Below are 26,149 nucleotides of genomic sequence, written 5' to 3' on the forward strand. Positions count from 1 at the left end.
CTTTCAAAGTGATTATTATTAGCCCAGTCAGACAAAAACAAAAAAGCCCCACAGGAGAGAAGAATGATAGAAACCATCACCCACGGCGCCGAGTGGTTCATCGGGCTGTTTCAGAAAGGCGGAGAAGTGTTCACCGGCATGGTGACCGGGATCCTGCCCCTGCTGATCAGCCTGCTGGTGATCATGAACGCGCTGATTAACTTTATCGGCCAGCAGCGCATTGAGCGCTTCGCCCAGCGCTGCGCCGGAAACCCGCTGTCCCGCTACCTGATACTGCCCTTTATCGGCACCTTCGTGTTCTGCAACCCGATGACCTTAAGCCTCGGCCGCTTTATGCCGGAAAAGTACAAGCCGAGCTACTACGCCGCCGCCTCCTACAGCTGCCATTCGATGAACGGCCTGTTCCCGCACATCAACCCCGGCGAACTGTTTGTCTATCTCGGGATCGCCAGCGGCCTGACCACCATTGGTCTGCCGCTCGGCCCGCTGGCGGTGAGCTACCTGCTGGTCGGCCTGGTGACCAACTTCTTCCGCGGCTGGGTGACCGACCTCACCACCGCTATTTTCGAGAAAAAAATGGGCATCCAGCTTGAACAGAAGGTCCATCTTTCAGGAGCCACAGCATGAACCGGATCCGCATTGAGAAAGGCACGGGCGGCTGGGGCGGCCCGCTGGAGTTCGACGCCACCGAAGGCAAAAAGATCGTCTACATTACCGCGGGCACGCGCCCGGCGATCGTCGACAGGCTGCGCGAGCTGACGGGCTGGGAAGCGGTTGACGGCTTCAAGGAAGGCGAGCCGCCGGAAGCGGAAATCGGCGTGGCGGTGATCGACTGCGGCGGCACGCTGCGCTGCGGTATCTATCCGAAGCGCCGTATTCCGACGGTAAATATTCACTCCACCGGTAAATCCGGCCCGCTGGCGCAGTACATCCTTGAAGACATTTATGTCTCGGGCGTAAAGGAGGACAACATTACTCTGGTGAATGGCACTGCCGCGCCACAAAAAGCGGCCCCGCGCGAGTACGACACCAGCAAGAAGATCACCGAGCAGAGCGACGGCCTGCTGGCGAAGGTCGGGATGGGCATGGGTTCCGCCGTGGCGGTGCTTTTCCAGTCCGGGCGCGACACCATCGACACGGTGCTGAAAACCATTCTGCCGTTTATGGCGTTCGTCTCGGCGCTGATCGGCATCATCATGGCCTCCGGCCTGGGCGACTGGATTGCCCATGGCCTCGCCCCGCTCGCCAGCCACCCGCTTGGGCTGGTGACGCTGGCGCTGATCTGCTCCTTCCCGCTGCTGTCGCCGTTCCTCGGCCCGGGCGCGGTGATCGCTCAGGTCATCGGCGTGCTGATTGGCGTGCAGATTGGTCTGGGGAACATTCCCCCGCACCTCGCCCTGCCCGCCCTGTTTGCCATTAACGCCCAGGCGGCGTGCGATTTCATCCCCGTTGGGCTGTCGCTGGCCGAAGCGCGCCAGGACACCGTGCGCGTGGGCGTGCCGTCCGTGCTGGTCAGCCGCTTCCTGACGGGCGCGCCCACGGTGCTGATTGCCTGGTTTGTCTCCGGCTTTATTTATCAATAAGAGGTTCCTGCAATGATCGTGATTTACCAGACCACCATTACCCGCATCGGCCAGAGCGCCGCCGACGCGCTGAGCGACCAGATGCTGATCACCTTCCGCGAAGGGGCGCCTGCGGATATCGAAGAGTTTTGCTTTATCCACTGCCACGGCGAGCTGAACGGTGAGCTGAAGGCCGGTAGCCAGCTTGAGCTGGGCGAGGCGCGCTATGCCGTGACCGCCGTCGGCGACGTGGCCGAGCAAAACCTGCGCGAGCTGGGCCACATCACCCTGCGTTTCGACGGCCAGCCGCAGGCCGAGTATCCCGGTACGGTTCACGTGGCGGGCCCGGTTCCGCAGGCTGTCACCCCAGGCTGCACGTTAAAATTTGTTGCGTAATTAAGGAGATAGACATGAGTCAGGTTGCCGTTGTCATTGGTGGAGGACAAACCTTAGGCGAGTTCCTCTGCCGTGGGCTTGCCGCAGAGGGCTACCGCGTGGCGGTAGTGGATATTCAGAGTGAAAAAGCCGCCCGCGTGGCGGACACCATTAACACCGAGTTTGGCGAAGGTATGGCGTACGGGTTTGGCGCCGACGCCACCAGCGAGCAGAGCGTGATGGCGCTGGCCCGCGGCGTGGACGAGATTTTTGGGCGTACCGATCTGCTGGTCTACAGCGCGGGAATTGCGAAAGCGGCCTTTATCAGCGATTTCGAACTGGGGGATTTTGACCGCTCGCTGCAGGTCAATCTGGTGGGCTATTTCCTCTGTGCCCGCGAGTTTTCCCGTCTGATGATCCGCGACGGCATTCAGGGACGCATCATTCAGATCAACTCCAAATCAGGAAAAGTGGGCAGCAAGCACAACTCCGGCTACAGCGCGGCGAAGTTTGGCGGCGTGGGGCTGACGCAGTCTCTGGCGCTGGATCTGGCCGAGTACGGCATTACCGTGCACTCGCTGATGTTGGGTAACCTGCTGAAATCGCCGATGTTCCAGTCCCTGCTGCCTCAGTATGCCACCAAGCTCGGCATCAAGGCTGAGGAAGTGGAGCAGTACTACATCGATAAAGTGCCGCTGAAGCGCGGGTGCGATTATCAGGACGTGCTGAACATGCTGCTGTTTTACGCCAGCCCGAAAGCCTCGTACTGCACCGGGCAGTCGATTAACGTCACCGGCGGGCAGGTAATGTTCTGATCGAGCGGCCTGATGCCTTCACCCTACCCCTCTCCACCGGGAGAGGGAACACAATAAGGAGCCGATATGGTCACCGCACTCGTCACCGTCGCCGCCCTCGCCTGGCTCTGCCAGATGGCGTTCGGCGGCTGGCAAATTCACCAGTTTAACCGCGCGTTTGATGCCCTGTGCCAGAAAGGCCGCGTGGGCGTCGGGCGTTCCGGCGGACGCTTTAAACCGCGAGTCGTCGTGGCTATTGCGCTGGACGAAAACAATAACGTCTGCGATTCCCTCATCATGCGCGGCATGACCGTCTTTGCCCGTCCGGTGAAAATCCAGGCAATCAACGGCATTTCGCTGCAGGAATTGCAGCCTGATGTGATCTTTCCCCATGATCCACTCTGTCAGAATGCACTATCATTAGCGCTTAATCTGAAACATGGATAATTTCGTTGTGAAAGATATAGACTTGCGAAATTATCATTTCGCAACCTAAGGAACGAAGCGCCTATGAAACCTCGTCAGCGGCAGGCGGCCATTCTCGAGCATCTGCAAAAGCAGGGAAAATGTTCGGTAGAGGATCTGGCCCACTACTTTGACACCACCGGCACGACGATACGCAAGGACCTCGTATTGCTTGAAAACTCTGGCGCCGTCATTCGAACCTACGGCGGCGTGGTGCTCAATAAGGACGAAGCCGACCCGCCTATCGACCACAAAACGCTGATCAATACCCACCAGAAAGCGCTGATAGCCGAAGCCGCCGTAAAATTTATCCACGATGGCGACTCCATCATTCTGGATGCAGGCAGTACCGTTCTGCAGATGATCCCGCTGCTCAGCCGCTTTAACAACATCACGGTGATGACCAACAGCCTGCACATCGTCAACGCCCTGTCGGAGAACGACTGCGAGCAGACCATCCTGATGCCCGGCGGCACCTTCCGCAAAAAATCGGCGTCGTTTCACGGTCAGCTGGCGGAAAATGCCTTCGACCACTTCAGCTTTGATAAGCTGTTTATGGGCACCGACGGCATCGACCTGAACGCCGGCGTTACGACGTTCAACGAGGTGTTCAGCGTCAGTAAAGCCATGTGTAACGCTGCACGGGAAGTGATTCTGATGGCGGACTCGTCGAAGTTTGGCCGCAAAAGCCCCAACATTGTCTGTAGCCTTGAAAGCGTCGATAAGCTGATTACCGACGCGGGTATCGACCCGGCGTTCAAAAAAGCGCTGGAAGAGAAAGGAATCGACGTGATCGTAACCGGAGAGAGAGATGAGTGATTTTCTGTTAGAAACGGGCCGCCAGACGCTGATGCTGGAGCTGCAGGAAGCCAGCCGCCTGCCGGAGCGTCTGGGCGAGGATTTTGTCCGCGCCGCCAACACCATTATCCACTGCGAAGGCAAAGTGATCGTGGCGGGCATCGGTAAATCCGGCCATATCGGCAAAAAGATTGCTGCGACGCTCGCCAGCACCGGCACCCCGGCCTTCTTCGTGCATCCGGCAGAGGCGCTGCACGGCGATCTGGGGATGATAGAAAGCCGCGACGTGATGCTGTTTATCTCTTACTCCGGTTCGGCCAAAGAGCTGGATCTCATTATTCCGCGCCTGCAGGAAAAATCGGTTGCCCTGCTGGCGATGACCGGGAAATCCCGCTCGCCGCTGGCGCTGGCCGCCAAAGCGACGCTGGATATTTCCGTTGAGCGTGAAGCCTGTCCGATGCACCTCGCCCCGACCTCCAGCACCGTGAATACCCTGATGATGGGCGACGCGCTGGCGATGGCGGTGATGCAGGCGCGCGGGTTTAACGAAGAAGATTTCGCCCGCTCGCATCCGGCGGGGGCGCTCGGGGCACGCCTGCTCAACAAGGTTCACCACCTGATGCGCACCGACGATGCTATTCCGCAGGTCAAACTCAATACCAGCGTCATGGACGCGATGCTGGAGCTCAGCCGCACCGGTCTGGGGCTGGTGGCGGTGTGCGATGACGACGGGTACGTCAAAGGCGTGTTCACCGACGGCGACCTGCGCCGCTGGCTGGTGGGCGGCGGCAGGCTGGAAACCCAAGTGTCGGACGCCATGACCAAAGGGGGGCTGACGCTGAACGCCGAGAGCCGCGCCATTGAAGCCAAAGAGGTGCTGATGAAGCGCAAAATCACCGCCGCACCGGTGGTGGATGACACCGGCAGGCTGTGCGGCGCCATCAACCTTCAGGATTTCTATCAGGCCGGCATTATCTAACCCTTCAGTCCCAGACGCTTCGCCAGCCGGTGCAGGTTGGCGACGTCCATCTCCAGCGCCCGCGCGCACGCCGCCCAGCTGCGGTTATTCTGCTCCAGCGCGCGGGTAATCATCCGACGCTGGAATTCTTCCGTCGCCTCGCGCAGATTCTCGTTTGCGCTCTCAGGCGCAGCAGCCTTCACGGTCGGGGCAGTTTCCTCATGCAGTGCAAAATGCCGCGCATGAATTACCACCTCATCTCCCGAACGCGTCGCCCGCGCCAGCACCACCGCGCGGTGGATCGCATGCTCCAGCTCGCGCACGTTGCCCGGCCAGCCGTAGCTTAGCAGATGCGACCTCGCACCCGGGCTCAGCACCACGCGGGAAAGCCCCATCCTGAGACGGCACTGCTCGCAGAAAAAGCCCGCCAGCAGCACCACGTCGTCCCCGCGCTCGCGCAGCGGCGGCACGGTAAGCGGGAACACGCTCAGGCGATGGAACAGGTCGGCGCGGAACTGCCCTGCCAGCACCGCTTCACGCAGGTCACGGTTGGTGGCCGCCAGCACGCGAACGTCCACTCTGTGGCTGCGGTCATCCCCCACGCGCTGGATGTCGCCGTACTGCAGCACGCGCAGCAGCTTGGCCTGCAGCGACAGGGAGAGCTCGCCGATTTCGTCCAGAAACAGCGTGCCGTTATCGGCCATTTCGAACTTGCCGCTGCGGTTGCTGATGGCCCCGGTAAACGCCCCTTTAACGTGACCAAACAGCTCGCTTTCCGCCACGCTTTCCGGCAGCGCGGCGCAATTGAGGTACACCAGCGGGTTCACCGCGCGCGGCGACGCTTCGTGAATGGACTTCGCCACCAGCTCCTTGCCAGTGCCGGTCTCCCCGAAGATCAGCACGTTCAAATCGGAAGCGGCAACGATCTCAATCTCTTTTTTGAGCTGCGCCATGCCCGGAGAGAGGCCAATCATCTCCGTATGCGTGACCTGCTCAAACGCCGCCGGGCTGCCGGGAAGGATATTCTGGCTCTCCAGCTGTTCAATCAGCAGCGCGTTGTTAAGCGCCCCGGCGGCCAGGGCGGCAATCAGGCGCAGCTCTTCGTCGCTAAAGGCATCGAACTGGTCCGGGGAAAGGCCGTCGAGGGTCAACGCGCCAATCAGATTTTGTCCGGCAAATAAAGGCAGGCCGATACAGGCGTGCACCTTCAGGCTCTCCTGGCCGGGAATAAGCCCATCGTACGGGTCGGGCAGATCGCTGTCCGCCGGAAAGCGCACCACGTCACCCGCGCGGGCGATAGTTTCCAGACGCGGATGGCCCTCAAGGGTAAAACGCCGTCCGAGCACGTCCTTCGCCAGCCCGTCGATAGCCAGCGGAATAAACTGCCGCCCCTCGTAGCGCAGCAGTGCGGACGCATCGCACTCAAGCACGTGGCGCAGCGTGGAGATCAGCCGCTGAAAGCGGTCCTGATGGCCGATACCGGTCTGCAGCTCAATGGCGATCTTCGCCAGCACGTCTACGGAAAAGCTCATAGTGACCTCGCTGTCATTTTGACAATGCATGTTGTCATATTGACACTTCTTTTGATAGTCATAATGACTACCCACTACGAGGCACGGCAACATTAATTCATTAAAATCAAAGAATTAAAAACTGGCACGCAACTTGATATAAGCAAATCATCTTATTTGAAAATGCTGTATTACGTAGAGGTTGCTATGTCTATTCTGGTTAAAAATAACATTCATTGGGTGGGTCAACGTGACTGGGAAGTGCGCGATTTCCACGGGACGGAATACAAAACGCTGCGCGGCAGCAGCTACAATAGCTATCTCATCCGCGAAGAAAAAAACGTGCTGATCGATACCGTCGATCACAAGTTCAGCCGCGAGTTCGTGCAGAACCTGCGCAGCGAAATCGACCTGGACGCCATCGACTACATCATCATCAACCACGCGGAAGAAGATCACGCCGGCGCGCTGACCGAGCTGATGTCTTACATCCCGAACACGCCGATCTACTGCACCACCAACGCCATCGACTCGATCAACGGCCACCACCACCATCCGGAGTGGAATTTCCACACCGTGAAAACCGGCGACGCGCTGGATATCGGCAACGGCAAGCAGCTGATCTTCGTGGAAACGCCGATGCTGCACTGGCCGGACAGCATGATGACCTACATGACCGGCGACGCGGTGCTGTTCAGCAACGATGCCTTCGGCCAGCACTACTGCGACGAACGCCTGTTTAATGACGAAGTGGATCAGACCGAACTGTTCGAACAGTGCCAGCGGTACTACGCCAACATCCTTACCCCGTTCAGCCGCCTGGTGACGCCTAAAATCACCGAGATCCTCGGCTTTAATCTGCCGGTGGAGATGATTGCTACCTCTCACGGCGTGGTGTGGCGTGAAAATCCCACCCAGATTGTGGAGCTGTACCTGAAATGGGCGGCGGACTATCAGGAAGACCGCATTACGATTTTCTACGACACCATGTCCAACAACACCCGCATGATGGCGGACGCCATTGCCCAGGGCATCAACGAAGTGGACCCGAACGTGGCGGTGAAAATCTTCAACGTGGCGCGCAGCGATAAGAACGAGGTATTGACCAACGTGTTCCGCTCTAAGGGCGTGCTGGTGGGCACCTCCACCATGAACAACGTAATGATGCCGAAAATTGCAGGTCTGGTGGAAGAGATGACCGGCCTGCGCTTCCGTAACAAGCGCGCCAGCGCCTTTGGCTCCCACGGCTGGAGCGGCGGCGCGGTAGACCGCCTTTCTACCCGTTTACAGGATGCCGGTTTTGAGATGTCCCTCAGCCTTAAAGCCAAATGGCGACCGGATATCGACGCCCTGGAGATCTGCCGCCAGCACGGCCGCGACATTGCGCGGCAGTGGGCGCTTGCACCTCTGCCGGAAACCGCCCCCGCTGCGGCGGTTTCGCCAGAAGCCGTAGCTGAAGCTGCCGCTGCGAACCTCGGTCCTTGCATGCAGTGCAGCGTCTGCCAGTGGATCTACGACCCTGAGCTGGGCGAGCCGCTGCAGGACGTTGCGCCGGGTACGCCGTGGAGTGACGTGCCGGACAACTTCCTCTGCCCGGAATGTTCCCTCGGGAAAGACGTTTTTGATGAACTGGCAACGGAGGCAAAATGAGCCACGGCATCGTCATCATCGGCTCGGGCTTTGCCGCCCGTCAGCTGGTGAAAAACATCCGCAAACAGGACGCCAGCGTGCCGCTGACGGTGATTGCCGCCGACAGCATGGACGAGTACAACAAGCCTGACTTAAGCCACGTGATTAGTCAGAATCAGCGCGCCGAAGATCTCACCCGCCAGACGGCGGGGGAGTTCGCCGAGCTGTTTAACCTGCGCCTGTTCCCGTACACCTGGGTCACCGACATCGACGCCGCCGCTCACGTTGTGAAAGCGACAGAGAAAACCTGGCAGTACGACAGGCTGGTGCTTGCCACGGGTGCCTCTGCGTTTGTGCCGCCGATTGAGGGCCGCGAGCTGATAATCACCCTCAACAGCCAGCAGGAGTATCAGGCCAGCGAAACGGGGCTTCGCGACGCGCAGCGCGTGATGATTGTCGGCGGCGGGCTGATAGGCACCGAGCTGGCGATGGATTTCTGCCGGGCGGGAAAATCCGTGACTCTGGTCGACCATGCGGCGAGCATTCTGTCGTCGCTGATGCCCGCAGAAGTAAGCAGTCGCTTACAGCATCATCTGACCGCCATGGGGGTACATCTGCTGTTGAAATCGCAGCTGCAAAGCCTGAGTAAAACCGAAGGCGGCATTCGTGCCATGCTCGACCGCAACCGCAGCGTTGAGGTCGATGCGGTTATCGCGGCGACGGGCCTGCGCCCGGAAACCGCGCTGGCGCATCGCGCAGGCGCCGAAATACAGCGTGGCGTGAAGGTAAATAGCTATCTGCAAACCACGCAACCTGATATTTACGCGTTAGGAGACTGCGCTGAAATTAATGGTCAGGTACTTCCCTTTTTACAGCCAATCCAATTAAGCGCGATGTATCTTGCTAAAAACCTGCTCGGCGGCAGCGCGCCGCTGAAATTACCCGCCATGCTAATTAAAGTAAAAACGCCGGAATTACCGCTGCATCTCGCAGGTGAAACGCAGCGTCAGGATCTGAGCTGGAAAATAACCCTCGAACAGCAGGGAATGGTCGCGCATGGCGTAGACAACGAGGGTCAACTACGCGCTTTTGTGGTCAGTGAAGATCGGATGAAGGAGGCTTTCGCTCTGCTGAAATTGCTACCTGCTTAACCCTGTTTTTGCCGGGTGGCGCTTCGCCTACCCGGCCTGCAAAAGGGTCATGCTTACTTAACCTTTGGATATTATTATTCACCGCCCCGATATCCCGGAGCTTTTTTTTACGAATCCTATTCATAAAATAAATGCAAAGCAGATATATCATCGCTATCAATCCCTTATTTATTATTTTCGTAAATACTCTAATCTGAAACAGATTAAAAACATCATTCTGTTTTATTATTCGCAGCCAACTCAGTCTAAAAAGACATGATCGGCCGGAGGCAAATCATGGCGAATTTTTATAAATAACTCAATTATCTTTCTCGCTATTTCACACAAGCGAAGAATGCGGAATATATTTTATTCCGCAAAAGTCCTATATTTTCAGCATTTTTTATCGGTATGCCGCTATGCGCCAGCCATTGAGGAAGTCGCGGAGGTTACGCTGTGCAGGAGCCGGATCAGGAACGCACCACCAGCGCGTCGTAGCCGCGCCAGCGGTAGTTGACCATGGAGATCAGCCAGCAGGCAACGAACAGCCCGACCACCACAAACCCGGCGTTGCCCAGGTTGTCGTTTACCGTGCCAATCAGATCCCACACGCCGCCGCTGAGGGCAAATTTATCCATCAGCAGACCCAGCGCTTCCAGCCCGCCGATAAACAGCGCCACCACCACGGAGGTGCCGGTGATGGTCATGTTGTAGTAGAGCTTGCGCTGCGGCTTGTTAAACGCCCAGCCGTAGGCGCCGACCATCAGCAGGTTATCGAGGGTATCCACCAGCGCCATACCGCTGGCGAAGAGTGCAGGAAAGATCATGATTGACCACACCGACATCCCGCTGGAGGCGCTGGCGGCAGAGATCCCCAGCACGCCAATCTCGGTGGCCGTGTCAAAGCCGAGACCGAACAGGAAACCCACCAGATACATCTGCCAGCTTTTATTGACGAGGCGGAAGGTTTTGCCAAACAGCCAGTTCATGACGCCGCCCTGGGCAGGCAGCGTGATGTCGCCCTGCACCGGCTGGCCTTTTTTCAGCGCCTGAAAACTGCGCCAGACTCCGCGCAGGATCACCATGTTCACCAGCGCCATCGCCAGCAGGAAGGAGGCGGAAACGGCGGTGCCAATCAGGCTGCCGGTTTCGTGGAACCATTCCATGTTTTTCTGAAACGCCGTGGCGGTGGCGGCAATAGCAATGGAGGCCAGCACCACGATGGTGGAGTGTCCCAGCGAGAACCACGCCCCTACGCCGGACGGGCGTTTGCCCTGCTGCATCATCTTACGCGTCACGGTATCAATGGCGGCAATGTGGTCGGCGTCCACCGCGTGACGCAGCCCGTAGCACCACGCCAGCAGGCTGGCGGCCATCAGCGCCGTGCTGCCGCTAAAGGTCTGCCATGCCCATCCCCATGCCAGCAGGTTTGCCATTACCAGAGCCAGCAGCAGAAGCGCGGCGCGAGGTTCATTGCGTAACAGTCGTAACATTTTTAGTCCTTTGTAAACATGACCGGGCAGTGGCGACCACCGCCTGCCCGAAGGAGATCGCTCCGTCACCTGCGGGCAGGTGCGAAGGAAAAAGAAGCGTAAAGTCAGAAAGATAATGACGCAGGCGCGCGCGCAGCAGACGGTTGTGCAGCACGCCGCCGCTGAGACAGATTGTCGACAGCGACAGGCGCCTGGCATGGAACGCGGCAAGATGCGCCAGCCCTTTTGCCAGCGCGTCGTGAAATGCCCACGCGCGCTCGCAGGGCTCCGCCTGCCAGCTCAGCCACTGCAGCCAGAATTGCGCGAGGTTATCCACTTCCAGCGTCACCGGATGGTCAACACCCGTGCACTGCGATGCCAGGGCTTCCAGCCGGCAGGCCGCTTCCCCTTCGTAACGCTGCGTGTCGATGCCGAGCGCACAGGCAACCGCGTCAAACAGGCGACCACAGGAAGAAGCTCGCGGCGCGTTGATGCCACGCCGGATCGCCGTCGCCAGCAGCGGCCAGTTCTGGCGCTGTACCGCACGCGTTTCAGGGTACTGCTGCCAGTCAGGCACAAACGCCAGACAGTGGGCGAGCAGATTGCGCCACGGCTGCCGCGCCGCCAGATCGCCCCCCGGAAGCGCAACGGCAGGCAGCCCGCCCAGACGCTCGCACGCGAGATAGTTCACCCGCAGGCACTCCCCGCCCCACAGCGCACCGTTCTCGCCCATGCCGATCCCGTCCAGCGTCAGGGCAATTGCGTCTTCGCCGTCGAGTGGCCAGCCGTTCTCCGCCAGGCACGCAGCCGCGTGGGCGTGATGATGCAGGACAGTTTCAACGGGCAGCCCCTGCACCTGCGCCCACTGACGCGCGCGGTACCCCGGATGGGCATCGCATACAATGCGCTCCGGCTGAAAGCCGTAAATTTCCTGCATCGTCGAGAGCGCGCTGCGCCACTGCGCTTCGACACCCTCGTCACTGAGATCGCCAAAATGCTGGCTCAGCACCGCCTGGTTCCCACGCGCCAGGCAGAAGGTGTTTTTCATCTCCGCGCCGGTGCATAGCATGGCGGGGATATTCTCGAAACCCGCAGGCAGCGTAACGGCATCGGGCACAAAACCGCGCGCGCGGCGAAGCATCGTGCCGTCGCGATCCATCACCGAATCATCCATCCGCTGCAGGATATCGCGGTTGTGCAGCAGGAAGCCGTCCGCGACGTCGCCGAGCTCATCCAGCGCCTGCCGGTTGGTGATGGCTGGCGGTCTGCCGCTGAGGTTACCTGAAGTCATCACCAGCGGGCGCTGGCAGTCCATCATCAAAAGATGCTGCAGCGGGTTCGCAGGAAGCATGATGCCCACGGAATCCAGACCGGGCGCGATACCTTCCGGTAACGCGGGCAGCCAGGCTTTTGGCGTGAGCACAATGGGTGCAGCGGGTGATCGTAGCAGCGCCTGAACCGTCTCCGGCAGGTCATCCGCATGCGGGATCATCACCGCCAGCGGCTTAGACGGTCGCTGTTTGCGTGCCCGAAGCGTCGCGACCGCCTGCGGATTACGCGCATCGCAGACGAGATGAAAACCACCCAGCCCTTTAACCGCGACAATACCGCCGCTTTTCAGCATCGCCACCGCCGCGCGCAGCGCAGCTTCACGGTCAGCAGTTATGTCGCCCGCACGCCACATAAGCGCGGGCCCGCAGTCCGGGCAGGCTACCGGCTGAGCGTGAAAACGGCGGTCGGCAGGATTGCGGTACTCTGCTTCACACGGCACACAGAGCGGGAATGGCGCCATTGCCGTGGCCGGGCGGTCGTAGGGCATGGCGCGAATAATGGTGAACCGCGGCCCGCAGTGGGTGCAGTTGATAAACGGGTAGCGATAGCGGCGCTCGCCGGGGTTGCGCATTTCAGCAAGACATGCCGGACAGGTCGCGGCATCCGGCACTATCTGGGTGTCCATCGCCCCGCCCGCGCTGTGGCGGATGGTAAAGTCCTCCGGCACGTGCGCCCAGGTAAACGGCTGCATTTCCACGTGGTCAATGCGTGCCAGCGGCGGGCAGTCCTGATGCAGCCTCGCGGTAAAGGCCCCCCCATTACCCGCGAGGCGCACCAGCACGCCCTCTCCGTCATTGCAGACGTCACCGGTCAACTGAAGCGCCTGCGCCAGCTGCCAGACGAAGGGACGAAACCCTACGCCCTGCACTTTGCCGCGCACGCGCAGCTGAACGCCGTTGCTGCTCATACGGTTCAGAACAGCAGTGATGACGAGGTGTCGAACGCCGCGCGACGGCGCTTTTCGGCGCTCATCTGCTCAAGCTTGTCGCGATCCACGCAGACCAGCGCGTGCGTCGGGCAGGCTTCCATGCAGGCCGGACCGGCGTCGCGGTGGTAGCACAGGTCGCACTTGTTGGCTTCGGCTTTCTCCGCCCGCACGCTCAGCCCCATACCGCTGTTGCGCACCACCGGACGGACTACCACCTCCATCGCGCCATACGGGCAGGCGACCACGCAGGTTTTGCAGCCAATGCAGCGCTCCTGCATCACGTGCACAAAGCCTTTCTCGCGTTTAATCGCCCCGTTCGGGCAGACGTTCGCGCACGGTGCGTCTTCGCACTGGCGACAGATGGCGGCGGTGGAAATATTCACGCCTTTGATGACGTGGATGCGCGGCAGGAAGGTGTCAGGGGTAAGCGACGCGCAGTCCTGCTCCGCCTGATGGGAAACCACGCACGCCACTTCACAGGTACGGCAACCAATACACTTACTGGCATCGGCCATAATAAAACGGTTCATCTGCTTCTCCAGCATTACAGTTATGCGCGGAGATATTCATAAACCGTGCCAATAATTAACTTATTGATTTTATTTGATTTTAAAAATTAAAGCGGTGCCGTCATCGTCACTTATGACGATGACGGCTGTCGACATCAGCGGTGTGGGCCGTCAATTACAGAGTCACGCAGGACAAGCTCGCCGGAGAAGGTTTGTTGATACTTAAACTCGCCGCCGTCGAGCATGAAGATCAGGCGGCTGATGGTTTCTTTAATCATCTCCGTCACCGGAATACGCACGCTGGAAAGCGACGGCACGATGTAGGGCGCGATGGCCACGTCGTCGAAACCGATCACCGACACCGCGTCCGGTGCGGTCACGCCGCTGTCGTGCAGCTGCTTCATGGCGCCGATCGCCATGTCGTCATTACTCGCCACCAGCGCCGTAAAGCGTTCACCGCGAGCAAGCAGTTCGGCAACCGCCGCCGCGCCGCTGGCGGGGTTCCACTTCCCCTGCGCAATCAGACCCTCGCGCAGCGGAATACCGTGCTGCGCCAGCGCGTCCTTGTAGCCGGAGAGACGCTCAACCCCGGTGGGAGAATCCAGCGAGCCGGTGATAAACGCGATTTCCCGGTGCCCTTTCGCAATCAGCTGCGACACCGCGTCCTGGCTGGAGGCTTTATGATCTGACCAGACGCTGTGGCTGCTGTTTTTCCGCAGGCGACGGTTGAGCACCATTATGGGCTGCTCGCACTTCTCGACGATCTCATCCATTTCATCCACGCTCAGAAAACGCGGATAGATGATCACCGCGTCGCAGCGCATATCGAGCAGGTACTGGATCGCCTCGCGCTCTTCATCCGCGCTGTGCTTGCCGTCTGCGAGGATCAGCTGCCGCCCCTTTTCTTCCGTCATGCGCGCGGCGTGAAACAGCAGTTCGCTAAAGTAGACGCCGTGATAAAGGGTGTTCGTCACCACCAGGCCCAGCGTCTGGGTACGTTTGGTAGCCAGGTTTCGCGCCAGCAAATTCGGGCGATAGCCGCTCTCTTCAATGGCCTGAAACACCCGATCTTTGGTTTCCTGGCTAACGTAGCCATTGCCCGACAGCACCCGGGATACCGTGGCTTTCGAAACGCCTGCCCGCTTCGCCACTTCCAGCATCGTGGTCATGTTGTTATTCCGTCTGAATCTGATGGAGCGCAGTGTACTGCACTGCAAAAAAATTGTCGCAGCGGTGAAATCACGCTTTTGATACCCCATTGCGATCTGCATCACGAAACGAAAAAATGGTCAAAAAGCGATCTTGTTTCATTCATAGAAACTCATGATGATTATGTGGAACCGGTTTCCTACATTTCTCACAACAATAACAGGATCACATCCGATGGCCAAAAATTACGCTGCGCTGGCGAACGACGTCATCAGCGCGCTGGGCGGTAAAGAGAACATCGTCGCCGTCACCCACTGCATGACGCGACTGCGTTTCGTTCTGAAAGATGAAACCCTCACCGATGCCGCACGCCTGAAAAGCATCAGCGGCGTCCTTGGCGTAGTGCGCAACGACAACCAGTGCCAGGTGATTATTGGCAACACGGTGTCACAGGCGTACCGCGAAGTGGTAAGCCTGCTGCCCACGGAACTGCAGCCCGCGGTGCCGGAAGGACCGCAGAAGCTGACGCTGCGCCGCATTGGCGCCGGGATCCTCGACGCGCTGATCGGCACCATGTCCCCGCTGATCCCGGCGATCATCGGCGGCTCGATGGTCAAGCTGCTGGCGATGATCCTTGAGATGACCGGCGTGCTGCCAAAAGGCGCGCCGACGCTGACTATTCTGACCGTCATCGGCGACGGCGCATTCTTCTTCCTGCCGCTGATGGTGGCAGCCTCGGCGGCGGTGAAATTCAAAACCAACATGTCGCTGGCCATCGCCATTGCGGGCGTGCTGGTGCACCCGAGCTTTATCGAGCTGATGGCAAAAGCCGCGCAGGGTGAGCACGTTGAGTTCGCCTTTATCCCGGTGACGGCGGTGAAATACACCTACACCGTCATCCCGGCGCTGGTGATGACCTGGTGCCTGTCATACATCGAACGCTGGGTGGATCGTATTACCCCGGCGGTGACGAAAAACTTCCTCAAGCCGATGCTGATCGTGCTGATTGCCGCCCCGCTCGCCATCGTGCTGATTGGCCCGCTGGGGATCTGGATCGGTAGCGCCATCTCCGCGCTGGTCTACACCATTCACGGCTACCTGGGCTGGCTCTCCGTCGCCATCATGGGCGCGCTGTGGCCGCTGCTGGTCATGACCGGCATGCACCGCGTGTTTACGCCGACCATCATTCAGACCATTGCCGAGACGGGCAAAGAAGGGATGGTGATGCCGTCGGAAATTGGCGCCAACCTGTCGCTCGGCGGCTCTTCGCTGGCAGTGGCGTGGAAAACCAAAAACCCGGAGCTGCGCCAGACGGCGCTGGCGGCGGCAGCCTCCGCCATTATGGCGGGGATTTCTGAACCGGCGCTGTACGGCGTGGCGGTGCGTCTGAAACGTCCGCTGATTGCGAGCCTGATCAGCGGCTTTATCTGCGGCGCGGTGGCCGGTATCGCGGGTCTTGCCAGCCACTCGATGGCGGCTCCGGGGCTGTTTACCAGCGTGCAGTTCTTCGATCCGGCCAACCCGATGACCATCGTCTGGGTGTTTGGCGTGATGGGTCTGGCAGTGGCGCTGTCGTTTGTTCTGACCCTGATACTGGGCTTTGAGGATATTCCTGTCGAAGACGACGCCGAAAAAGCGCGCGCCCTGCAGACCGCACCGGTACAGAACAACGCAGCAAAAGCATAAATTGAAAGCGAGGTAAGAATGTCTGTTTTTCCACAAGGATTTTTATGGGGCGGCGCGCTTGCCGCCAACCAGAGTGAAGGCGCTTACCGTGAGGGCGGCAAAGGGCTGACGACGGTCGATATGATCCCCCACGGCGCGAACCGCCTGGCGGTGAAGCTCGGTAAGGAAAAGCGTTTTTCGCTGCGTGACGACGAATTCTACCCGAGCCACGAGGCGATTGATTTTTACCATCGCTATAAAGAGGACATCGCCCTGATGGCGGAGATGGGCTTTACGGTGTTCCGCACCTCGATCGCCTGGAGCCGCCTCTATCCGAACGGCGACGAACCGCAGCCGAATAAAGAGGGTATTGCCTTTTACCGCGCGGTGTTCGAGGAGTGCAAAAAATACAACATCGAGCCGCTGGTGACGCTCTGCCACTTCGACGTGCCGATGCACCTGGTGACGGAATACGGATCCTGGCGCAACCGCAAGATGGTGGATTTCTTCGCCCGCTACGCCCGCACCTGCTTTGAGGAATTTAACGGGCTGGTGAAATACTGGCTGACCTTCAACGAAATCAACATCATGCTGCACAGCCCGTTCTCCGGGGCGGGACTGGTGTTTGAGGAAGGCGAAAACGAAGACCAGGTGAAATACCAGGCCGCGCACCACGAGCTGGTGGCGAGCGCGCTGGCGACCAAAATTGCCCACGAGGTGAACCCGGAAAACCAGGTCGGCTGCATGCTGGCGGGCGGGAATTTCTATCCGTACTCCTGCAAGCCGGAAGACGTGTGGATGGCGCTGGAGAAAGACCGCGAGAATCTGTTCTTTATCGACGTGCAGGCGCGCGGCAGCTATCCGGCCTACTCCGCCCGCGTGTTCCGCGAGAAAGGCGTGGTGATTGTGAAAGATCCCGGCGACGACGAACTGCTGAAAAATACCGTCGACTTTGTCTCGTTCAGCTATTACGCCTCGCGCTGCGCCTCGGCGGATATGAATGCGAACAATACCAATGCGGCGAACATCGTCAAATCCCTGCGCAACCCGCACATTCAGGTGAGCGAATGGGGCTGGGGCATCGACCCGCTCGGCCTGCGCATCACCATGAACATGATGTACGACCGCTACCAGAAGCCGCTGTTCCTGGTAGAAAACGGCCTCGGGGCGAAAGATGTCGTTGATGAAAACGGCGAGATTAACGACGACTACCGCATCAGCTATCTGCGCGAGCATATTCGCGCGATGGGCGATGCGATTGAGGACGGCGTGCCGCTGATGGGCTACACCACCTGGGGCTGCATTGACCTGGTTTCGGCCTCAACAGGCGAGATGAGCAAGCGCTACGGGTTTGTGTACGTCGACCGCGACGACGCCGGGAACGGCACGCTGGAGCGGAAACGTAAGAAATCGTTCGGATGGTATAAGAAGGTGATTGCGAGTAACGGGGCGGATCTGGAGTAGACTGTTTTGCCGGGTGGCGGCTTCGCCTTACCCGGCCTACAAAACCGTAGGCCCGGTAAGCCGCTGCTCAGAGCTGAGAAAACCCTCCATCCCCAACCCACCCCGCCAGCCGCGAATACACCTCCTCCACCGCCGCCTTCACTGGCGGCGTCATCGGGTAATAAAACCCGACAATGTCCGGCTGGATCCCTAAAAACAGCACCTCGCCCACGTCACCTTTGATCTGATCCACAAGGTAGTTCAGCGGCATATTGTGGGTGGTCATCATAAACATCTCGGCGATGTCGTCCGGGTCAATCAGGCGGATCTCGCCGGGGTTGAGCCCCATATCGGTGGCATCGACGATTAACAGCCTGTCCGGACGCAGTTCGCGAATGGCGACCACGTCGTTTTCCGGCGCGCTGCCGCCGTCAATGACCACCCAACTGCCCTGCGGGTTGGCGGCGCACATCTCCGCCAGCAGCGGACCCGCGCCGTCGTCGCCCATCATGCTGTTGCCGACACACAGTAAAACGTCAGTCACGTAATCTCCTCACCATCAGGTAGATGGCGCTCTCCTGATGAATATCATGCAGCATGCCGAGCAGCGTTTTGCTCCACGCCTGCTGCTCGGGGGTTTGCCTGCCGAGCGCCGCGTCAAAGGCGTTGGCGAGCATGGCAATGTGGTTCACATCGATCACGATCTCGCCGTACTTCGGCACGCCTTCCATCTTGCGCCGCGCCGTGCTGCCCTCCTCCAGCGTGGCGATCCACGCCAGATATTCCGGCCACGGGCAGCTCAGCGCGGCCTCCAGGCAGTCAATCACCCCGAGGTGATGCCCAATCGCCAGGCTGTAATAGACCACCTGCTGCGCCGCATCCGGCGTGGCATCGTTCTCATCAATAAACTTACGGCTCAGCTGACTGAACACCACCGTTTCACTCATCGGATTCGCGCCTCATCGACGATGCTGTTCAGGTTCGCCACGATCTCATTGAGGCGCGGATCGTTTTCCGCCTCCAGCCAGCGCGCCACCTGATGGTCGCCCTGGCTCAGCAGGCGCAGATAGTCATCGGCAATCTGACGCCCGTAGCGATAGCCCGCCAGCCTGCGCGCCGTGCGGTCGACCTTCACCCGCAGCGGTTGCACCATGTCCGGGTGCAGAATGGCGGCAGGCTGGTTGTCCAGCTCGCCCGGCTCGCGGGCGTGGATTTTCTGCTCCAGCAGGCCGAGCGCCATGGCAAAGCCGTAAAGCGTAGCGGCGGGCGTCGGTGGACAGCCCGGAATGTAGACGTCCACCGGCACGATTTTGTCGGTGCCGCCCCAGACACAGTAGAGGTCGTGGAAGATGCCGCCGCTGTTGCCGCAGGCGCCGTACGAGATGCAGATTTTCGGGTCCGGCGCGGACTGCCAGGCGCGCAGCGCGGGCGAGCGCATGGCGCGGGTGACGGCCCCGGTGAACAGCAGGATGTCCGCATGACGCGGGGACGGTACCACCTTGATGCCGAAGCGCTCGGCGTCAAACAGCGGCGACAGCGTAGCGAAGATCTCGATCTCGCAGCCGTTGCAGCCGCCGCAGTCCACGCGGTAGACGTAGGCCGAGCGTTTGATTTTTTTCAGCAGCGACGCCTTCATGCTGGCGATGGATTCGTCCACCGTCATCGGCACCGGAATGCCGTTAGCGTCGCGCGGGCCCAGTAGGTTTTCCATCAGCTGGCCTCTCTCATGTGGCGGGTGATATCAATGCGGTCGGACGGCAGCAGGCACTTCTGACGCTTGCACGCCGGGCAGGTTTCAAAGCTTTCGCGGTGATGCTCCGCGCGGGCGTCGCCATTGTGCTGCAGCAGCGCGATGGCGTAGTCGATCTCTTTCTGCACGGCGAACGGACGCCTGCAGACGCGGCAGTTGCACAGCTCAAAGCGCGACTGCTGCAGAAAATCCTCTTTCTTCCACACCGCCAGCTCGTACTCCTGCGACAGGCGAATGGCGACCGTCGGGCAGACCTCCTCGCAGCGGCCGCAGAAGATACAGCGCCCGAGGTTAAACTGCCAGGCCAGCTCGCCGGTTTTGAGATCCGTTTCCACCGTCAGGGCATTCGACGGACAGGAGTTGACGCAGGCCGCGCAGCCGATGCACTGCTGCGGATTGTGCTCCGGCTTGCCGCGAAAGTTTTTATCCACCGGCATCGGCTCCAGCGGATAGCTGCTGGTTTGCGTGCCGGTTTTGATCGCTTTTTTGATAAAGGTAAACATGACTAATCCTTATTTCAGCGGCGAGTTCTTACGCTCGATGCTGTAGCGCTCAAGCTCTTTGTACGGCACCACCTGGCTTTTCTTCTTGCGCACGTCGACGACGGTCATGCGGTCGGTGCAGGAGTAGCATGGGTCGAGGCTGCCGATGATCAGCGGCGCATCGGAAACCGTGTTGCCGCGCAGCATGTAGCGCAGGGTTGGCCAGTTGGCGTAGGTGGCCGCGCGGCAGCGCCAGCGGTAAAGCTTCTGGTTGTCGCCGGTCATGCTCCAGTGAATGTCGTCCCCGCGCGGCGCTTCGGCAAAGCCGAGGGCAAAGCGGTTCGGAATGTAGGTGAAGCCCTCCACCATCAGCGGGCCGCCAGGCAGGTTATCAAGGCCGTAGTCGATCATGTTCAGCGCCGTGAACACCTCGTTGATGCGCACCTTGAGGCGAGAGATGACGTCGCAGCCCTGCTCGCTGTGCACGGTCATCGGCAGCAGGCCGTAGCCAACGAACGGGTGATCGGTACGGGTGTCGCGGGCGTGGCCGCTGGCGCGCACCATCGGGCCGACGTTGCTGAAGTCGCGGGCAATTTCCGGGTCAAGACGGCCGATGCCGACGGTGCGCAGCTCGATGTTTGGCGTGCTGAGCAGCATATCCACCAGCTCCTGCACGTCGCGGCGCATCTGCTGCGCCAGCTGGCGGGTCTGGATCATATCGTTTTTCAGCAGGTCGCGACGGATCCCGCCGATCAGGTTCAGACCGTAAGTTTTGCGCGCCCCGGTGAGGATCTCCGCCATCTTCATCGACGCTTCGCGCACGCGGAAGAACTGCATAAACCCGGAGTCAAAGCCAACGAAGTGGCAGGCCAGTCCGAGGTTCAGCAGGTGCGAGTGCAGACGCTCCACCTCCAGCAGAATGGCGCGGATCATCTGCGCGCGCTCCGGCACCACGATCCCCATGCCGTTTTCCACCGAGGTGGTGTAGGCGGTGCTGTGGGCGAAGCCGCAGATGCCGCAAACGCGGTCGGAAAGAAACGTGACTTCATTGTAGCCCATGCGGGTTTCCGCCAGCTTTTCCATCCCGCGGTGGACGTAGAACAGACGGTAGTCGGCGTCGATAATGTTTTCGCCGTCGACGAACAGGCGGAAGTGGCCCGGCTCGTCAGAGGTGACGTGCAGCGGGCCGATCGGCACCACGTTGTTGTTCTTGCTGCCCAGCTCGTTGATGAACTCGTAGGTTTCGCTGTCGGTAGTTGGGGCCGGGCGCTGGCGGTAGTCCATGCTGTCTTTGCGCAGCGGATAGAGCTCGTCCGGCCAGTCGTCAGGCAGCACAAGGCGGCGCTCGTCCGGCAGCCCGACCGGCACCAGACCGTACATGTCGCGCACTTCACGCTCGCCCCAGACGGCAGCGGGCACGCGGGGCGTGACGGACGGGTATTCTGGCTTAGCCGGGTCGACCTCGACGCGCACGGTGATCCAGCACTTTTCGCCCTGCTCCATAGACATCACGTAGTACACCGCATAGTTGCCGCACAGCTGGCGCTCGTCGTTACCGAACAGCACCGACAGCCAGCCGCCCTGCTGGTAGTAGAGAAACTCCACCACTTCCGGCAGATAGTTCACCTTTACGGTGACGGTTATCTGGTCTTTGGTTTGCCAGGACTCCTCCAGCACCACGCCGGGGAAAGCCTGATGCAATGCGGCGAGATACTGCTGACCTTTCTTTTCTTCAGACATAAATACTCTCTTTAATCACGCCACCAGCAAGGAGACGAACGCTAAAAATGCAAAACCAAACCCGGCCCAGGTGATGCGGGACGTTTCCACAAAACGCAGACGCGCCATGCTGTTTTCGAACAGGGCAATCACCAGCACGCCGACCAGCAGCTTGAGGGCGGCAACCACGACGGCCAGCAGCAGACCGCCCGCGGAGAAGTGCGTCATCTGCCCCCACGGGAAGAAGACGCCGACAAACATCTGCAGCACCACCAGCTGTTTGAGGCTAATGCCCCACTTCAGCACCGCAAAGCCGTAGCCGCTGTACTCGGTGAGCGGCCCTTCCTGCAGTTCCTGCTCGGCTTCCGCCAGATCGAACGGCAGTTTGCCCATCTCGATAAAGGTGGCGAACGCGCAAGCGCACAGCGCCAGCACCAGCGGAATGGAGCGGGCAACCGGCCAGTGGTAGACGGCGTGGGTGATAAAGCTGATGTGGGTGGAGCCCGCAACCTGCGCGGCAACCCAAAGCCCCAGCAGCAGGATCGGCTCAACCAGCACGCCGAGCATCGCCTCGCGGCTGGCACCGATGCCGGTAAACGGGCTCCCGGTGTCCAGGCCCGCGATGGCAAAGAAGAAGCGGGCGATAGCGAAGAGGTAGATAAGCGTGATCAGATCGCCGAGCGCCGGCAGCGGCGATCCCACCGTCACCACCGGCAGCGCGGTGGCGATGGTCAGCATCACGCCCACCATCACAAACGGCGTCAGACGGAAGACCCAGCCTGCGGCATCCGGCGCCACGCTCTGGCGAGAAAACAGCTTGAAGAGATCGCGATACTCCTGGAGCACGCCAGGGCCGCGACGGTTGTGCATCCGGGCGCGCGCCACGCGCGTGATGCCCGACAGCAGCGGCGCCACGGCGAACAACACCAGCGCCTGAAGAATTGCCAGTAACAGATTCATGTCAGGCTCCTCGTGAAATCACAATGACCACCAGCACCGCCAGTTCGATGACCGCCAGACGGCGGAACAGCGCGGGTGCGGCAGCGCTCTGCCAGCCGGGTACCCAGCCGACCGGGTTCAGCCAGTGGCGCAGCTTCAGCACGGCGGCAAAGTTTTCTTTTACCGGCATGGCGAAGCCGTGGGCGGTAATGACCATCGACTGTTCGTGTTCGTAGCCACAGGCCCACGCCGCACCGCGCGAGCGGGAGGCGAGCCGGTCGCGTTTGAAGAACATCATCAGGATGAGCGGTAGCAGCGGTGCGCCAATCAGCAGCAGCGCAATCATTGGCTGAGAGACGGTGGTATTCGCCACGGTCAGCGGCAACGGAATGGCGTTGCCCAGCAGCGGTAGCAGCCACGGCGCAGCGACGCCGCCCGCAATGCAGCACAGCGCCAGCGCGACCACGCTCACGCCCATCAACAACGGTGCGCAGCAGGCGTTTTCCGCTTCGCGGGTGCGCGGCGCACCGAGGAAGGTCACGCCGTAGACTTTCGCCATGCACATCACCGCCAGCGCCCCGGTAATCGCCAGCCCGACCGCCAGCAGCGGCCCCAGCAGACGAGCGATAAACGCATTGCTCTGACCGAGGGCGAAGAAGGACTGATAGATCACCCACTCCCCGGCAAAGCCGTTCAGCGGCGGCAGTGCGGCCATCGCCATCAGCCCGACCAGCATCGCCAGTGAAATCACCGGCATCTTTTTGCCAATCCCACCGAGCTTTTCGATATCCCGATGGCCGGTGCGGAACCAGACGCTTCCCGCTCCAAGGAACAGGGTGCTTTTAAACAGGCTGTGGTTGACGAGGTGATAAAGACCGCCGATAAAACCGGCCGCAATCAGCGCCGTCTGGTTGAGCGCCAGCCCGGTCACGCCCGCGCCCATGCCAAGCAGGATGATGCCGATATTCTCCAGCGTGTGGTACGCCAGAAGACGCTGGATATTGTGCTCCATCAGCGCGTACAGGCCACCGACGAACGCCGTAATCATGCCGGCGATCAGCAGCACAACGCCCCACCACAGCGGCGGCTGGCCGCCGGTCAGCGTAATCGCCAGGATCCCGAACAGACCGACCTTCATCACCACCACAGAAAACAGCGCGGCGGCGGGCGCGGAGGCATTCGCATGCGCCTGCGGCACCCAGCCGTGCAGCGGAATGATGCCGGCGAGCAGGCCAAAGCCGAGCACGCCCAGCAGCCAGACGTCATTGCCCAGCGGATGCCCGTTGAGCACAGCGAAATCCAGCGTGCCGAAGCGCTGCCACACCAGCCAGCAGGCCAGCGCCAGCAGCAGCGTTCCGAGGCGTCCCAGCGCAAACCACAGCTTGCCGGAGGCGCTACAGCCCGTCAGGAACACGCCGCACAGCGCCATGATCTCCGCCATCACCACCAGCGCGCCGAGGTTGCTGGCGGTCACGGTGCAGACCGCCGTCGCCATCAACAGGTTAACCAGCAGGCCGTTGGCTTTAGCGTGCGGGTGGCGGTGCCAGTCGATATTGAACAGGCTGATAAACACCCCGCACAGGCCAAACGTCACCAGCCAGATGGCGTTCAGCGGCGTGATCTCAACGGTGTGGCGAATCAGCGGCATCACGGTCTCTGCCGACTGGCCGCCGAACAGAACAACGCCGCCTGCCGCCAGCGTCATCAGGCTAGCGACCGCCCCGCCGAGCCCGGCGATCGCGCCGCTCAGGGTTTTATGGAATGAGAAGATCGGCGCCAGAACGGCGGCGGCCGCAAAACAGGCTACCGCGCCGGTAATCATCATCACCGCATTCATTTCGCCCCCTCGTTAAGCGCCTGTAGCAGAGAAAGGTCGCCAAAATCACTGTTGATGGTCAGCTCGCGTTTGCGCTTGCTGGTACGGGCGATGTCGCGAATGTTAACCAGAATCAGCGCTTTCGTCGGGCAGGTCCGCACGCAGGCCGGGCCCTGATCATCGAAGCTGCACAGGTCGCATTTCACCGCAACGGCACGGATGCCGGGCACCCAGTCCAAAAGCGAGCTTACGCGCGCAGGCGCCGGCGGCGCGGGCGGGGCTTTTGGCGAGTTGGCATTCGCCGGGATATGCAGCGGTCGGCTGCCGGAAAATTCAATCGCGCCGAACGGGCAGGCAATGCCGCACAGCTTGCAGCTTACGCACAGGCTTTCGTTCAGCTGGACTGCGCCATCCACGCGGGTGATGGCATTTACAGGACAGACACCCGCGCACGGGGCATCCTCACAGTGATGGCAGAGCTGCGGGGCAGACTCTTTTTCATTACGCATGACGTGCAGGCGCGGCATGGACTGCAGCCCATGCAGGCGATGCGTTTCCGAACACGCCGCCTCACAGGTTCGACAGCCAATACAGACCGTCGAGTCAGCAATTACAAAACGGTTCACCGGGTTATCCTCTGGTGATAGTCATTTTTGTCGAAAAGCTGTCTTGTCGACACTTCTCGACACGCATGGGATCAGGCCACGTTCGCTGAGGCATTTCCGTCCATCAGCTGCTTCAGGTTGACAGGAAGATCGTGCTCAACGGCGGCGTACAGGCCGTTATAAACCGGCGCGATTTTTTCCAGATAGTGTTCCAGCACCTGCTGGCGATCGCGGTTGCTTACGTGGCCGTCCACCATGCCGTCGGCCATCAGCTGCGCCTTCGCAATACACTGTTTTTCGCCGTCTTTTGTCTCGAGGTAATACTCAATGGTGTGGCTGTTGAAGTTGTCCGCCAGGGTAACGTTGATGGTGAAATGGCCGAACAGAACGAAGCGCATGTCGCCCTGCGCCGCGCAGCTCATCGCATGGTGAAGACGCGCTTTCGACAAGGTAATGCCCTGGATCAGAGAGTTGCAGTAAAGGTGCCACTGGTCCTGTAACTGTTGATGACGCTGCGCGATGTAATCCGCTTTTTCGCTGATTTCCCAAATAGTCATAAAAGGTATCCGTTTAATGGAGATAGCGGCTGTTAAGCAGATTCCATGCCAGTTTTTATCTTTATGATTTTCAATACATTTACCTTAAAAATTGCTGTCAACACCGCGGTGTCGACGTGTCATTTCGACAGCGTTGACATCGTCACGCCTTAACAAAAATCAAGCTGGCACCGTTATTGCATTACCGGGGCAATTCATTGAGGAGGCGTCATGCACGAAATCACCCTCTGCCAGCGGGCTCTGGAACTTATCGAACAGCAGGCAGTGCAAAACCACGCGAAACGCGTCACCGGCGTCTGGCTGAAGGTCGGAGCATTTTCCTGCGTCGAGACCAGCGCCCTGACCTTCTGTTTTGAGCTGGTCTGCCGCGGCACGCTGGCGGAAGGCTGCGAACTCCATATTGAAGAACAGCAGGCGGAGTGCTGGTGCGAGCAGTGCCAGCAGTACGTCACCCTGGTGTCATCAAAGGTACAGCGCTGCCCGCAGTGTCAGAGCACCGGTCTGCGCATCGTGGCGGATGACGGCATGCAGATCCAACGCCTCGAAATCGAGAAGGAGTAA

Annotated in this window: 26 protein-coding genes; 12 read left to right on the top strand and 14 right to left on the bottom strand. The window is 60.1% G+C overall.

Going from position 1 to position 26,149, the window contains the following annotated elements:
• Window positions 1-63 precede the first annotated feature (63 nt).
• The 7 genes from srlA (at window position 64) to gutQ (ending at window position 4,973) form a co-directional block, all read left to right on the top strand.
• Complete coding sequence (srlA, locus tag AB3N39_RS16370) at window positions 64-627, top strand: PTS glucitol/sorbitol transporter subunit IIC (protein WP_367896893.1); 564 nt, start codon at window positions 64-66, stop codon at window positions 625-627.
• Window positions 624-1,583, top strand: coding sequence for a PTS glucitol/sorbitol transporter subunit IIB (locus tag AB3N39_RS16375; RefSeq protein WP_023308950.1), 960 nt, complete (start codon window positions 624-626; stop codon window positions 1,581-1,583). Before srlA ends, AB3N39_RS16375 begins: the two co-directional genes overlap by 4 nt.
• 12 nt (window positions 1,584-1,595) lie before the next feature.
• A complete protein-coding gene (gene srlB, locus AB3N39_RS16380) occupies window positions 1,596-1,958 on the top strand; it encodes a PTS glucitol/sorbitol transporter subunit IIA (RefSeq protein WP_367896894.1) in 363 nt (120 codons plus the stop codon).
• A 14-nt stretch (window positions 1,959-1,972) separates the two neighbouring features.
• A complete protein-coding gene (gene srlD / locus AB3N39_RS16385) occupies window positions 1,973-2,752 on the top strand; it encodes a sorbitol-6-phosphate dehydrogenase (RefSeq protein ID WP_023294411.1) in 780 nt (259 codons plus the stop codon).
• A gap of 66 nt (window positions 2,753-2,818) precedes the next feature.
• Window positions 2,819-3,178, top strand: a complete 360-nt coding sequence (gutM, locus tag AB3N39_RS16390) for a transcriptional regulator GutM (protein ID WP_367896895.1) — start codon at window positions 2,819-2,821, stop codon at window positions 3,176-3,178.
• Window positions 3,179-3,241: 63 nt separating this feature from the next.
• Window positions 3,242-4,015 carry a DNA-binding transcriptional repressor gene (locus AB3N39_RS16395; RefSeq protein ID WP_008499558.1) on the top strand — a complete coding sequence of 258 codons (774 nt, stop codon included), beginning with the start codon at window positions 3,242-3,244 and terminating at the stop codon, window positions 4,013-4,015.
• On the top strand, window positions 4,008-4,973 hold the full coding sequence (gene gutQ, locus AB3N39_RS16400; protein ID WP_111965491.1) for an arabinose-5-phosphate isomerase GutQ: 966 nt from the start codon (window positions 4,008-4,010) through the stop codon (window positions 4,971-4,973). Before AB3N39_RS16395 ends, gutQ begins: the two co-directional genes overlap by 8 nt.
• Here gutQ and norR read toward each other — a convergent pair.
• Window positions 4,970-6,484 (bottom strand): nitric oxide reductase transcriptional regulator NorR, encoded by a 1,515-nt coding sequence (gene norR / locus AB3N39_RS16405; RefSeq protein WP_111965490.1) that lies wholly within the window; start codon window positions 6,482-6,484, stop codon window positions 4,970-4,972. The genes gutQ and norR overlap by 4 nt on opposite strands.
• 186 nt (window positions 6,485-6,670) lie before the next feature.
• On the opposite strand from norR, the gene norV reads away from it, so the two are divergent.
• Together norV and norW are read left to right on the top strand one after the other, a co-directional pair.
• Window positions 6,671-8,113: an anaerobic nitric oxide reductase flavorubredoxin gene (gene norV / locus AB3N39_RS16410; RefSeq protein ID WP_288460542.1), complete on the top strand. Its 1,443-nt coding sequence runs from the start codon at window positions 6,671-6,673 to the stop codon at window positions 8,111-8,113.
• Entirely contained in the window at window positions 8,110-9,243 is a 1,134-nt protein-coding gene (norW, locus tag AB3N39_RS16415) for an NADH:flavorubredoxin reductase NorW (protein WP_367896896.1), read from the top strand. Before norV ends, norW begins: the two co-directional genes overlap by 4 nt.
• Before the next feature lie 449 nt (window positions 9,244-9,692).
• On the opposite strand, the gene AB3N39_RS16420 is transcribed toward norW, so the two are convergent.
• From AB3N39_RS16420 to AB3N39_RS16435, 4 genes are all read right to left on the bottom strand, one after another.
• Window positions 9,693-10,715: a HoxN/HupN/NixA family nickel/cobalt transporter gene (locus tag AB3N39_RS16420; protein ID WP_133295035.1), complete on the bottom strand. Its 1,023-nt coding sequence runs from the start codon at window positions 10,713-10,715 to the stop codon at window positions 9,693-9,695.
• Window positions 10,693-12,933: a carbamoyltransferase HypF gene (gene hypF, locus AB3N39_RS16425; protein ID WP_367896897.1), complete on the bottom strand. Its 2,241-nt coding sequence runs from the start codon at window positions 12,931-12,933 to the stop codon at window positions 10,693-10,695. Before hypF ends, AB3N39_RS16420 begins: the two co-directional genes overlap by 23 nt.
• Before the next feature lie 5 nt (window positions 12,934-12,938).
• Complete coding sequence (gene hydN, locus AB3N39_RS16430; protein WP_023308960.1) at window positions 12,939-13,484, bottom strand: electron transport protein HydN; 546 nt, start codon at window positions 13,482-13,484, stop codon at window positions 12,939-12,941.
• A 134-nt stretch (window positions 13,485-13,618) separates the two neighbouring features.
• Window positions 13,619-14,632: a LacI family DNA-binding transcriptional regulator gene (locus AB3N39_RS16435; protein ID WP_133295037.1), complete on the bottom strand. Its 1,014-nt coding sequence runs from the start codon at window positions 14,630-14,632 to the stop codon at window positions 13,619-13,621.
• Between the two features lie 214 nt (window positions 14,633-14,846).
• Between AB3N39_RS16435 and ascF the strand changes: the two genes are divergently transcribed.
• Both ascF and AB3N39_RS16445 read left to right on the top strand, forming a co-directional pair.
• A complete protein-coding gene (gene ascF / locus AB3N39_RS16440; protein ID WP_367896898.1) occupies window positions 14,847-16,298 on the top strand; it encodes a PTS cellobiose/arbutin/salicin transporter subunit IIBC in 1,452 nt (483 codons plus the stop codon).
• A gap of 18 nt (window positions 16,299-16,316) precedes the next feature.
• The gene (locus AB3N39_RS16445) at window positions 16,317-17,741 is read left to right on the top strand and encodes a 6-phospho-beta-glucosidase (protein WP_133295039.1); all 1,425 of its coding nucleotides are present in this window, start codon (window positions 16,317-16,319) and stop codon (window positions 17,739-17,741) included.
• 67 nt (window positions 17,742-17,808) lie between these two features.
• Here AB3N39_RS16445 and hycI read toward each other — a convergent pair whose 3' ends face one another.
• The 9 genes from hycI to hycA form a co-directional block, all read right to left on the bottom strand.
• Window positions 17,809-18,264, bottom strand: a complete 456-nt coding sequence (gene hycI, locus AB3N39_RS16450; protein ID WP_367896899.1) for a hydrogenase maturation peptidase HycI — start codon at window positions 18,262-18,264, stop codon at window positions 17,809-17,811.
• Window positions 18,257-18,667: a formate hydrogenlyase maturation HycH family protein gene (locus AB3N39_RS16455; RefSeq protein WP_008499571.1), complete on the bottom strand. Its 411-nt coding sequence runs from the start codon at window positions 18,665-18,667 to the stop codon at window positions 18,257-18,259. The genes hycI and AB3N39_RS16455 overlap by 8 nt, the downstream gene beginning before the upstream one ends.
• Window positions 18,664-19,431: an NADH-quinone oxidoreductase subunit B family protein gene (locus AB3N39_RS16460; RefSeq protein ID WP_021241938.1), complete on the bottom strand. Its 768-nt coding sequence runs from the start codon at window positions 19,429-19,431 to the stop codon at window positions 18,664-18,666. Before AB3N39_RS16460 ends, AB3N39_RS16455 begins: the two co-directional genes overlap by 4 nt.
• Window positions 19,431-19,973 carry a formate hydrogenlyase complex iron-sulfur subunit gene (locus AB3N39_RS16465; protein ID WP_133295042.1) on the bottom strand — a complete coding sequence of 181 codons (543 nt, stop codon included), beginning with the start codon at window positions 19,971-19,973 and terminating at the stop codon, window positions 19,431-19,433. Before AB3N39_RS16465 ends, AB3N39_RS16460 begins: the two co-directional genes overlap by 1 nt.
• Before the next feature lie 9 nt (window positions 19,974-19,982).
• Entirely contained in the window at window positions 19,983-21,692 is a 1,710-nt protein-coding gene (locus AB3N39_RS16470; RefSeq protein WP_133295043.1) for an NADH-quinone oxidoreductase subunit C, read from the bottom strand.
• A gap of 15 nt (window positions 21,693-21,707) precedes the next feature.
• Window positions 21,708-22,631, bottom strand: a complete 924-nt coding sequence (locus AB3N39_RS16475) for a respiratory chain complex I subunit 1 family protein (protein WP_045404199.1) — start codon at window positions 22,629-22,631, stop codon at window positions 21,708-21,710.
• Window position 22,632: 1 nt separating this feature from the next.
• Window positions 22,633-24,447, bottom strand: a complete 1,815-nt coding sequence (gene hycC / locus AB3N39_RS16480) for a formate hydrogenlyase subunit 3 (RefSeq protein ID WP_367896900.1) — start codon at window positions 24,445-24,447, stop codon at window positions 22,633-22,635.
• Entirely contained in the window at window positions 24,444-25,052 is a 609-nt protein-coding gene (locus AB3N39_RS16485; RefSeq protein ID WP_115876154.1) for a 4Fe-4S dicluster domain-containing protein, read from the bottom strand. Before AB3N39_RS16485 ends, hycC begins: the two co-directional genes overlap by 4 nt.
• A 71-nt stretch (window positions 25,053-25,123) precedes the next feature.
• A complete protein-coding gene (gene hycA / locus AB3N39_RS16490; RefSeq protein ID WP_136195139.1) occupies window positions 25,124-25,588 on the bottom strand; it encodes a formate hydrogenlyase regulator HycA in 465 nt (154 codons plus the stop codon).
• A gap of 210 nt (window positions 25,589-25,798) precedes the next feature.
• On the opposite strand from hycA, the gene hypA reads away from it, so the two are divergent.
• A complete protein-coding gene (gene hypA / locus AB3N39_RS16495; protein ID WP_047173498.1) occupies window positions 25,799-26,149 on the top strand; it encodes a hydrogenase maturation nickel metallochaperone HypA in 351 nt (116 codons plus the stop codon).

Origin of the sequence: Enterobacter vonholyi (assembly GCF_040834095.1) — a bacterium.
Classification (GTDB): domain Bacteria; phylum Pseudomonadota; class Gammaproteobacteria; order Enterobacterales; family Enterobacteriaceae; genus Enterobacter; species Enterobacter vonholyi.

What these genes read in the sequence shown, in the direction of transcription:
- AB3N39_RS16475 (WP_045404199.1), bottom strand. Translation starts at nt 22,631, where the DNA reads ATGAATCTGTTACTGGCAATTCTTCAGGCGCTGGTGTTGTTCGCCGTG.
- hypF (WP_367896897.1), bottom strand. Translation starts at nt 12,933, where the DNA reads ATGAGCAGCAACGGCGTTCAGCTGCGCGTGCGCGGCAAAGTGCAGGGC.
- hycA (WP_136195139.1), bottom strand. Translation starts at nt 25,588, where the DNA reads ATGACTATTTGGGAAATCAGCGAAAAAGCGGATTACATCGCGCAGCGT.
- srlA (WP_367896893.1), top strand. Translation starts at nt 64, where the DNA reads ATGATAGAAACCATCACCCACGGCGCCGAGTGGTTCATCGGGCTGTTT.
- hycC (WP_367896900.1), bottom strand. Translation starts at nt 24,447, where the DNA reads ATGAATGCGGTGATGATGATTACCGGCGCGGTAGCCTGTTTTGCGGCC.
- AB3N39_RS16460 (WP_021241938.1), bottom strand. Translation starts at nt 19,431, where the DNA reads ATGGAAAACCTACTGGGCCCGCGCGACGCTAACGGCATTCCGGTGCCG.
- srlD (WP_023294411.1), top strand. Translation starts at nt 1,973, where the DNA reads ATGAGTCAGGTTGCCGTTGTCATTGGTGGAGGACAAACCTTAGGCGAG.
- hydN (WP_023308960.1), bottom strand. Translation starts at nt 13,484, where the DNA reads ATGAACCGTTTTATTATGGCCGATGCCAGTAAGTGTATTGGTTGCCGT.
- AB3N39_RS16445 (WP_133295039.1), top strand. Translation starts at nt 16,317, where the DNA reads ATGTCTGTTTTTCCACAAGGATTTTTATGGGGCGGCGCGCTTGCCGCC.
- norR (WP_111965490.1), bottom strand. Translation starts at nt 6,484, where the DNA reads ATGAGCTTTTCCGTAGACGTGCTGGCGAAGATCGCCATTGAGCTGCAG.
- AB3N39_RS16435 (WP_133295037.1), bottom strand. Translation starts at nt 14,632, where the DNA reads ATGACCACGATGCTGGAAGTGGCGAAGCGGGCAGGCGTTTCGAAAGCC.
- srlB (WP_367896894.1), top strand. Translation starts at nt 1,596, where the DNA reads ATGATCGTGATTTACCAGACCACCATTACCCGCATCGGCCAGAGCGCC.
- gutQ (WP_111965491.1), top strand. Translation starts at nt 4,008, where the DNA reads ATGAGTGATTTTCTGTTAGAAACGGGCCGCCAGACGCTGATGCTGGAG.
- gutM (WP_367896895.1), top strand. Translation starts at nt 2,819, where the DNA reads ATGGTCACCGCACTCGTCACCGTCGCCGCCCTCGCCTGGCTCTGCCAG.
- AB3N39_RS16395 (WP_008499558.1), top strand. Translation starts at nt 3,242, where the DNA reads ATGAAACCTCGTCAGCGGCAGGCGGCCATTCTCGAGCATCTGCAAAAG.
- AB3N39_RS16420 (WP_133295035.1), bottom strand. Translation starts at nt 10,715, where the DNA reads ATGTTACGACTGTTACGCAATGAACCTCGCGCCGCGCTTCTGCTGCTG.
- norV (WP_288460542.1), top strand. Translation starts at nt 6,671, where the DNA reads ATGTCTATTCTGGTTAAAAATAACATTCATTGGGTGGGTCAACGTGAC.
- AB3N39_RS16455 (WP_008499571.1), bottom strand. Translation starts at nt 18,667, where the DNA reads ATGAGTGAAACGGTGGTGTTCAGTCAGCTGAGCCGTAAGTTTATTGAT.
- AB3N39_RS16470 (WP_133295043.1), bottom strand. Translation starts at nt 21,692, where the DNA reads ATGTCTGAAGAAAAGAAAGGTCAGCAGTATCTCGCCGCATTGCATCAG.
- ascF (WP_367896898.1), top strand. Translation starts at nt 14,847, where the DNA reads ATGGCCAAAAATTACGCTGCGCTGGCGAACGACGTCATCAGCGCGCTG.
- AB3N39_RS16465 (WP_133295042.1), bottom strand. Translation starts at nt 19,973, where the DNA reads ATGTTTACCTTTATCAAAAAAGCGATCAAAACCGGCACGCAAACCAGC.
- norW (WP_367896896.1), top strand. Translation starts at nt 8,110, where the DNA reads ATGAGCCACGGCATCGTCATCATCGGCTCGGGCTTTGCCGCCCGTCAG.
- hypA (WP_047173498.1), top strand. Translation starts at nt 25,799, where the DNA reads ATGCACGAAATCACCCTCTGCCAGCGGGCTCTGGAACTTATCGAACAG.
- AB3N39_RS16375 (WP_023308950.1), top strand. Translation starts at nt 624, where the DNA reads ATGAACCGGATCCGCATTGAGAAAGGCACGGGCGGCTGGGGCGGCCCG.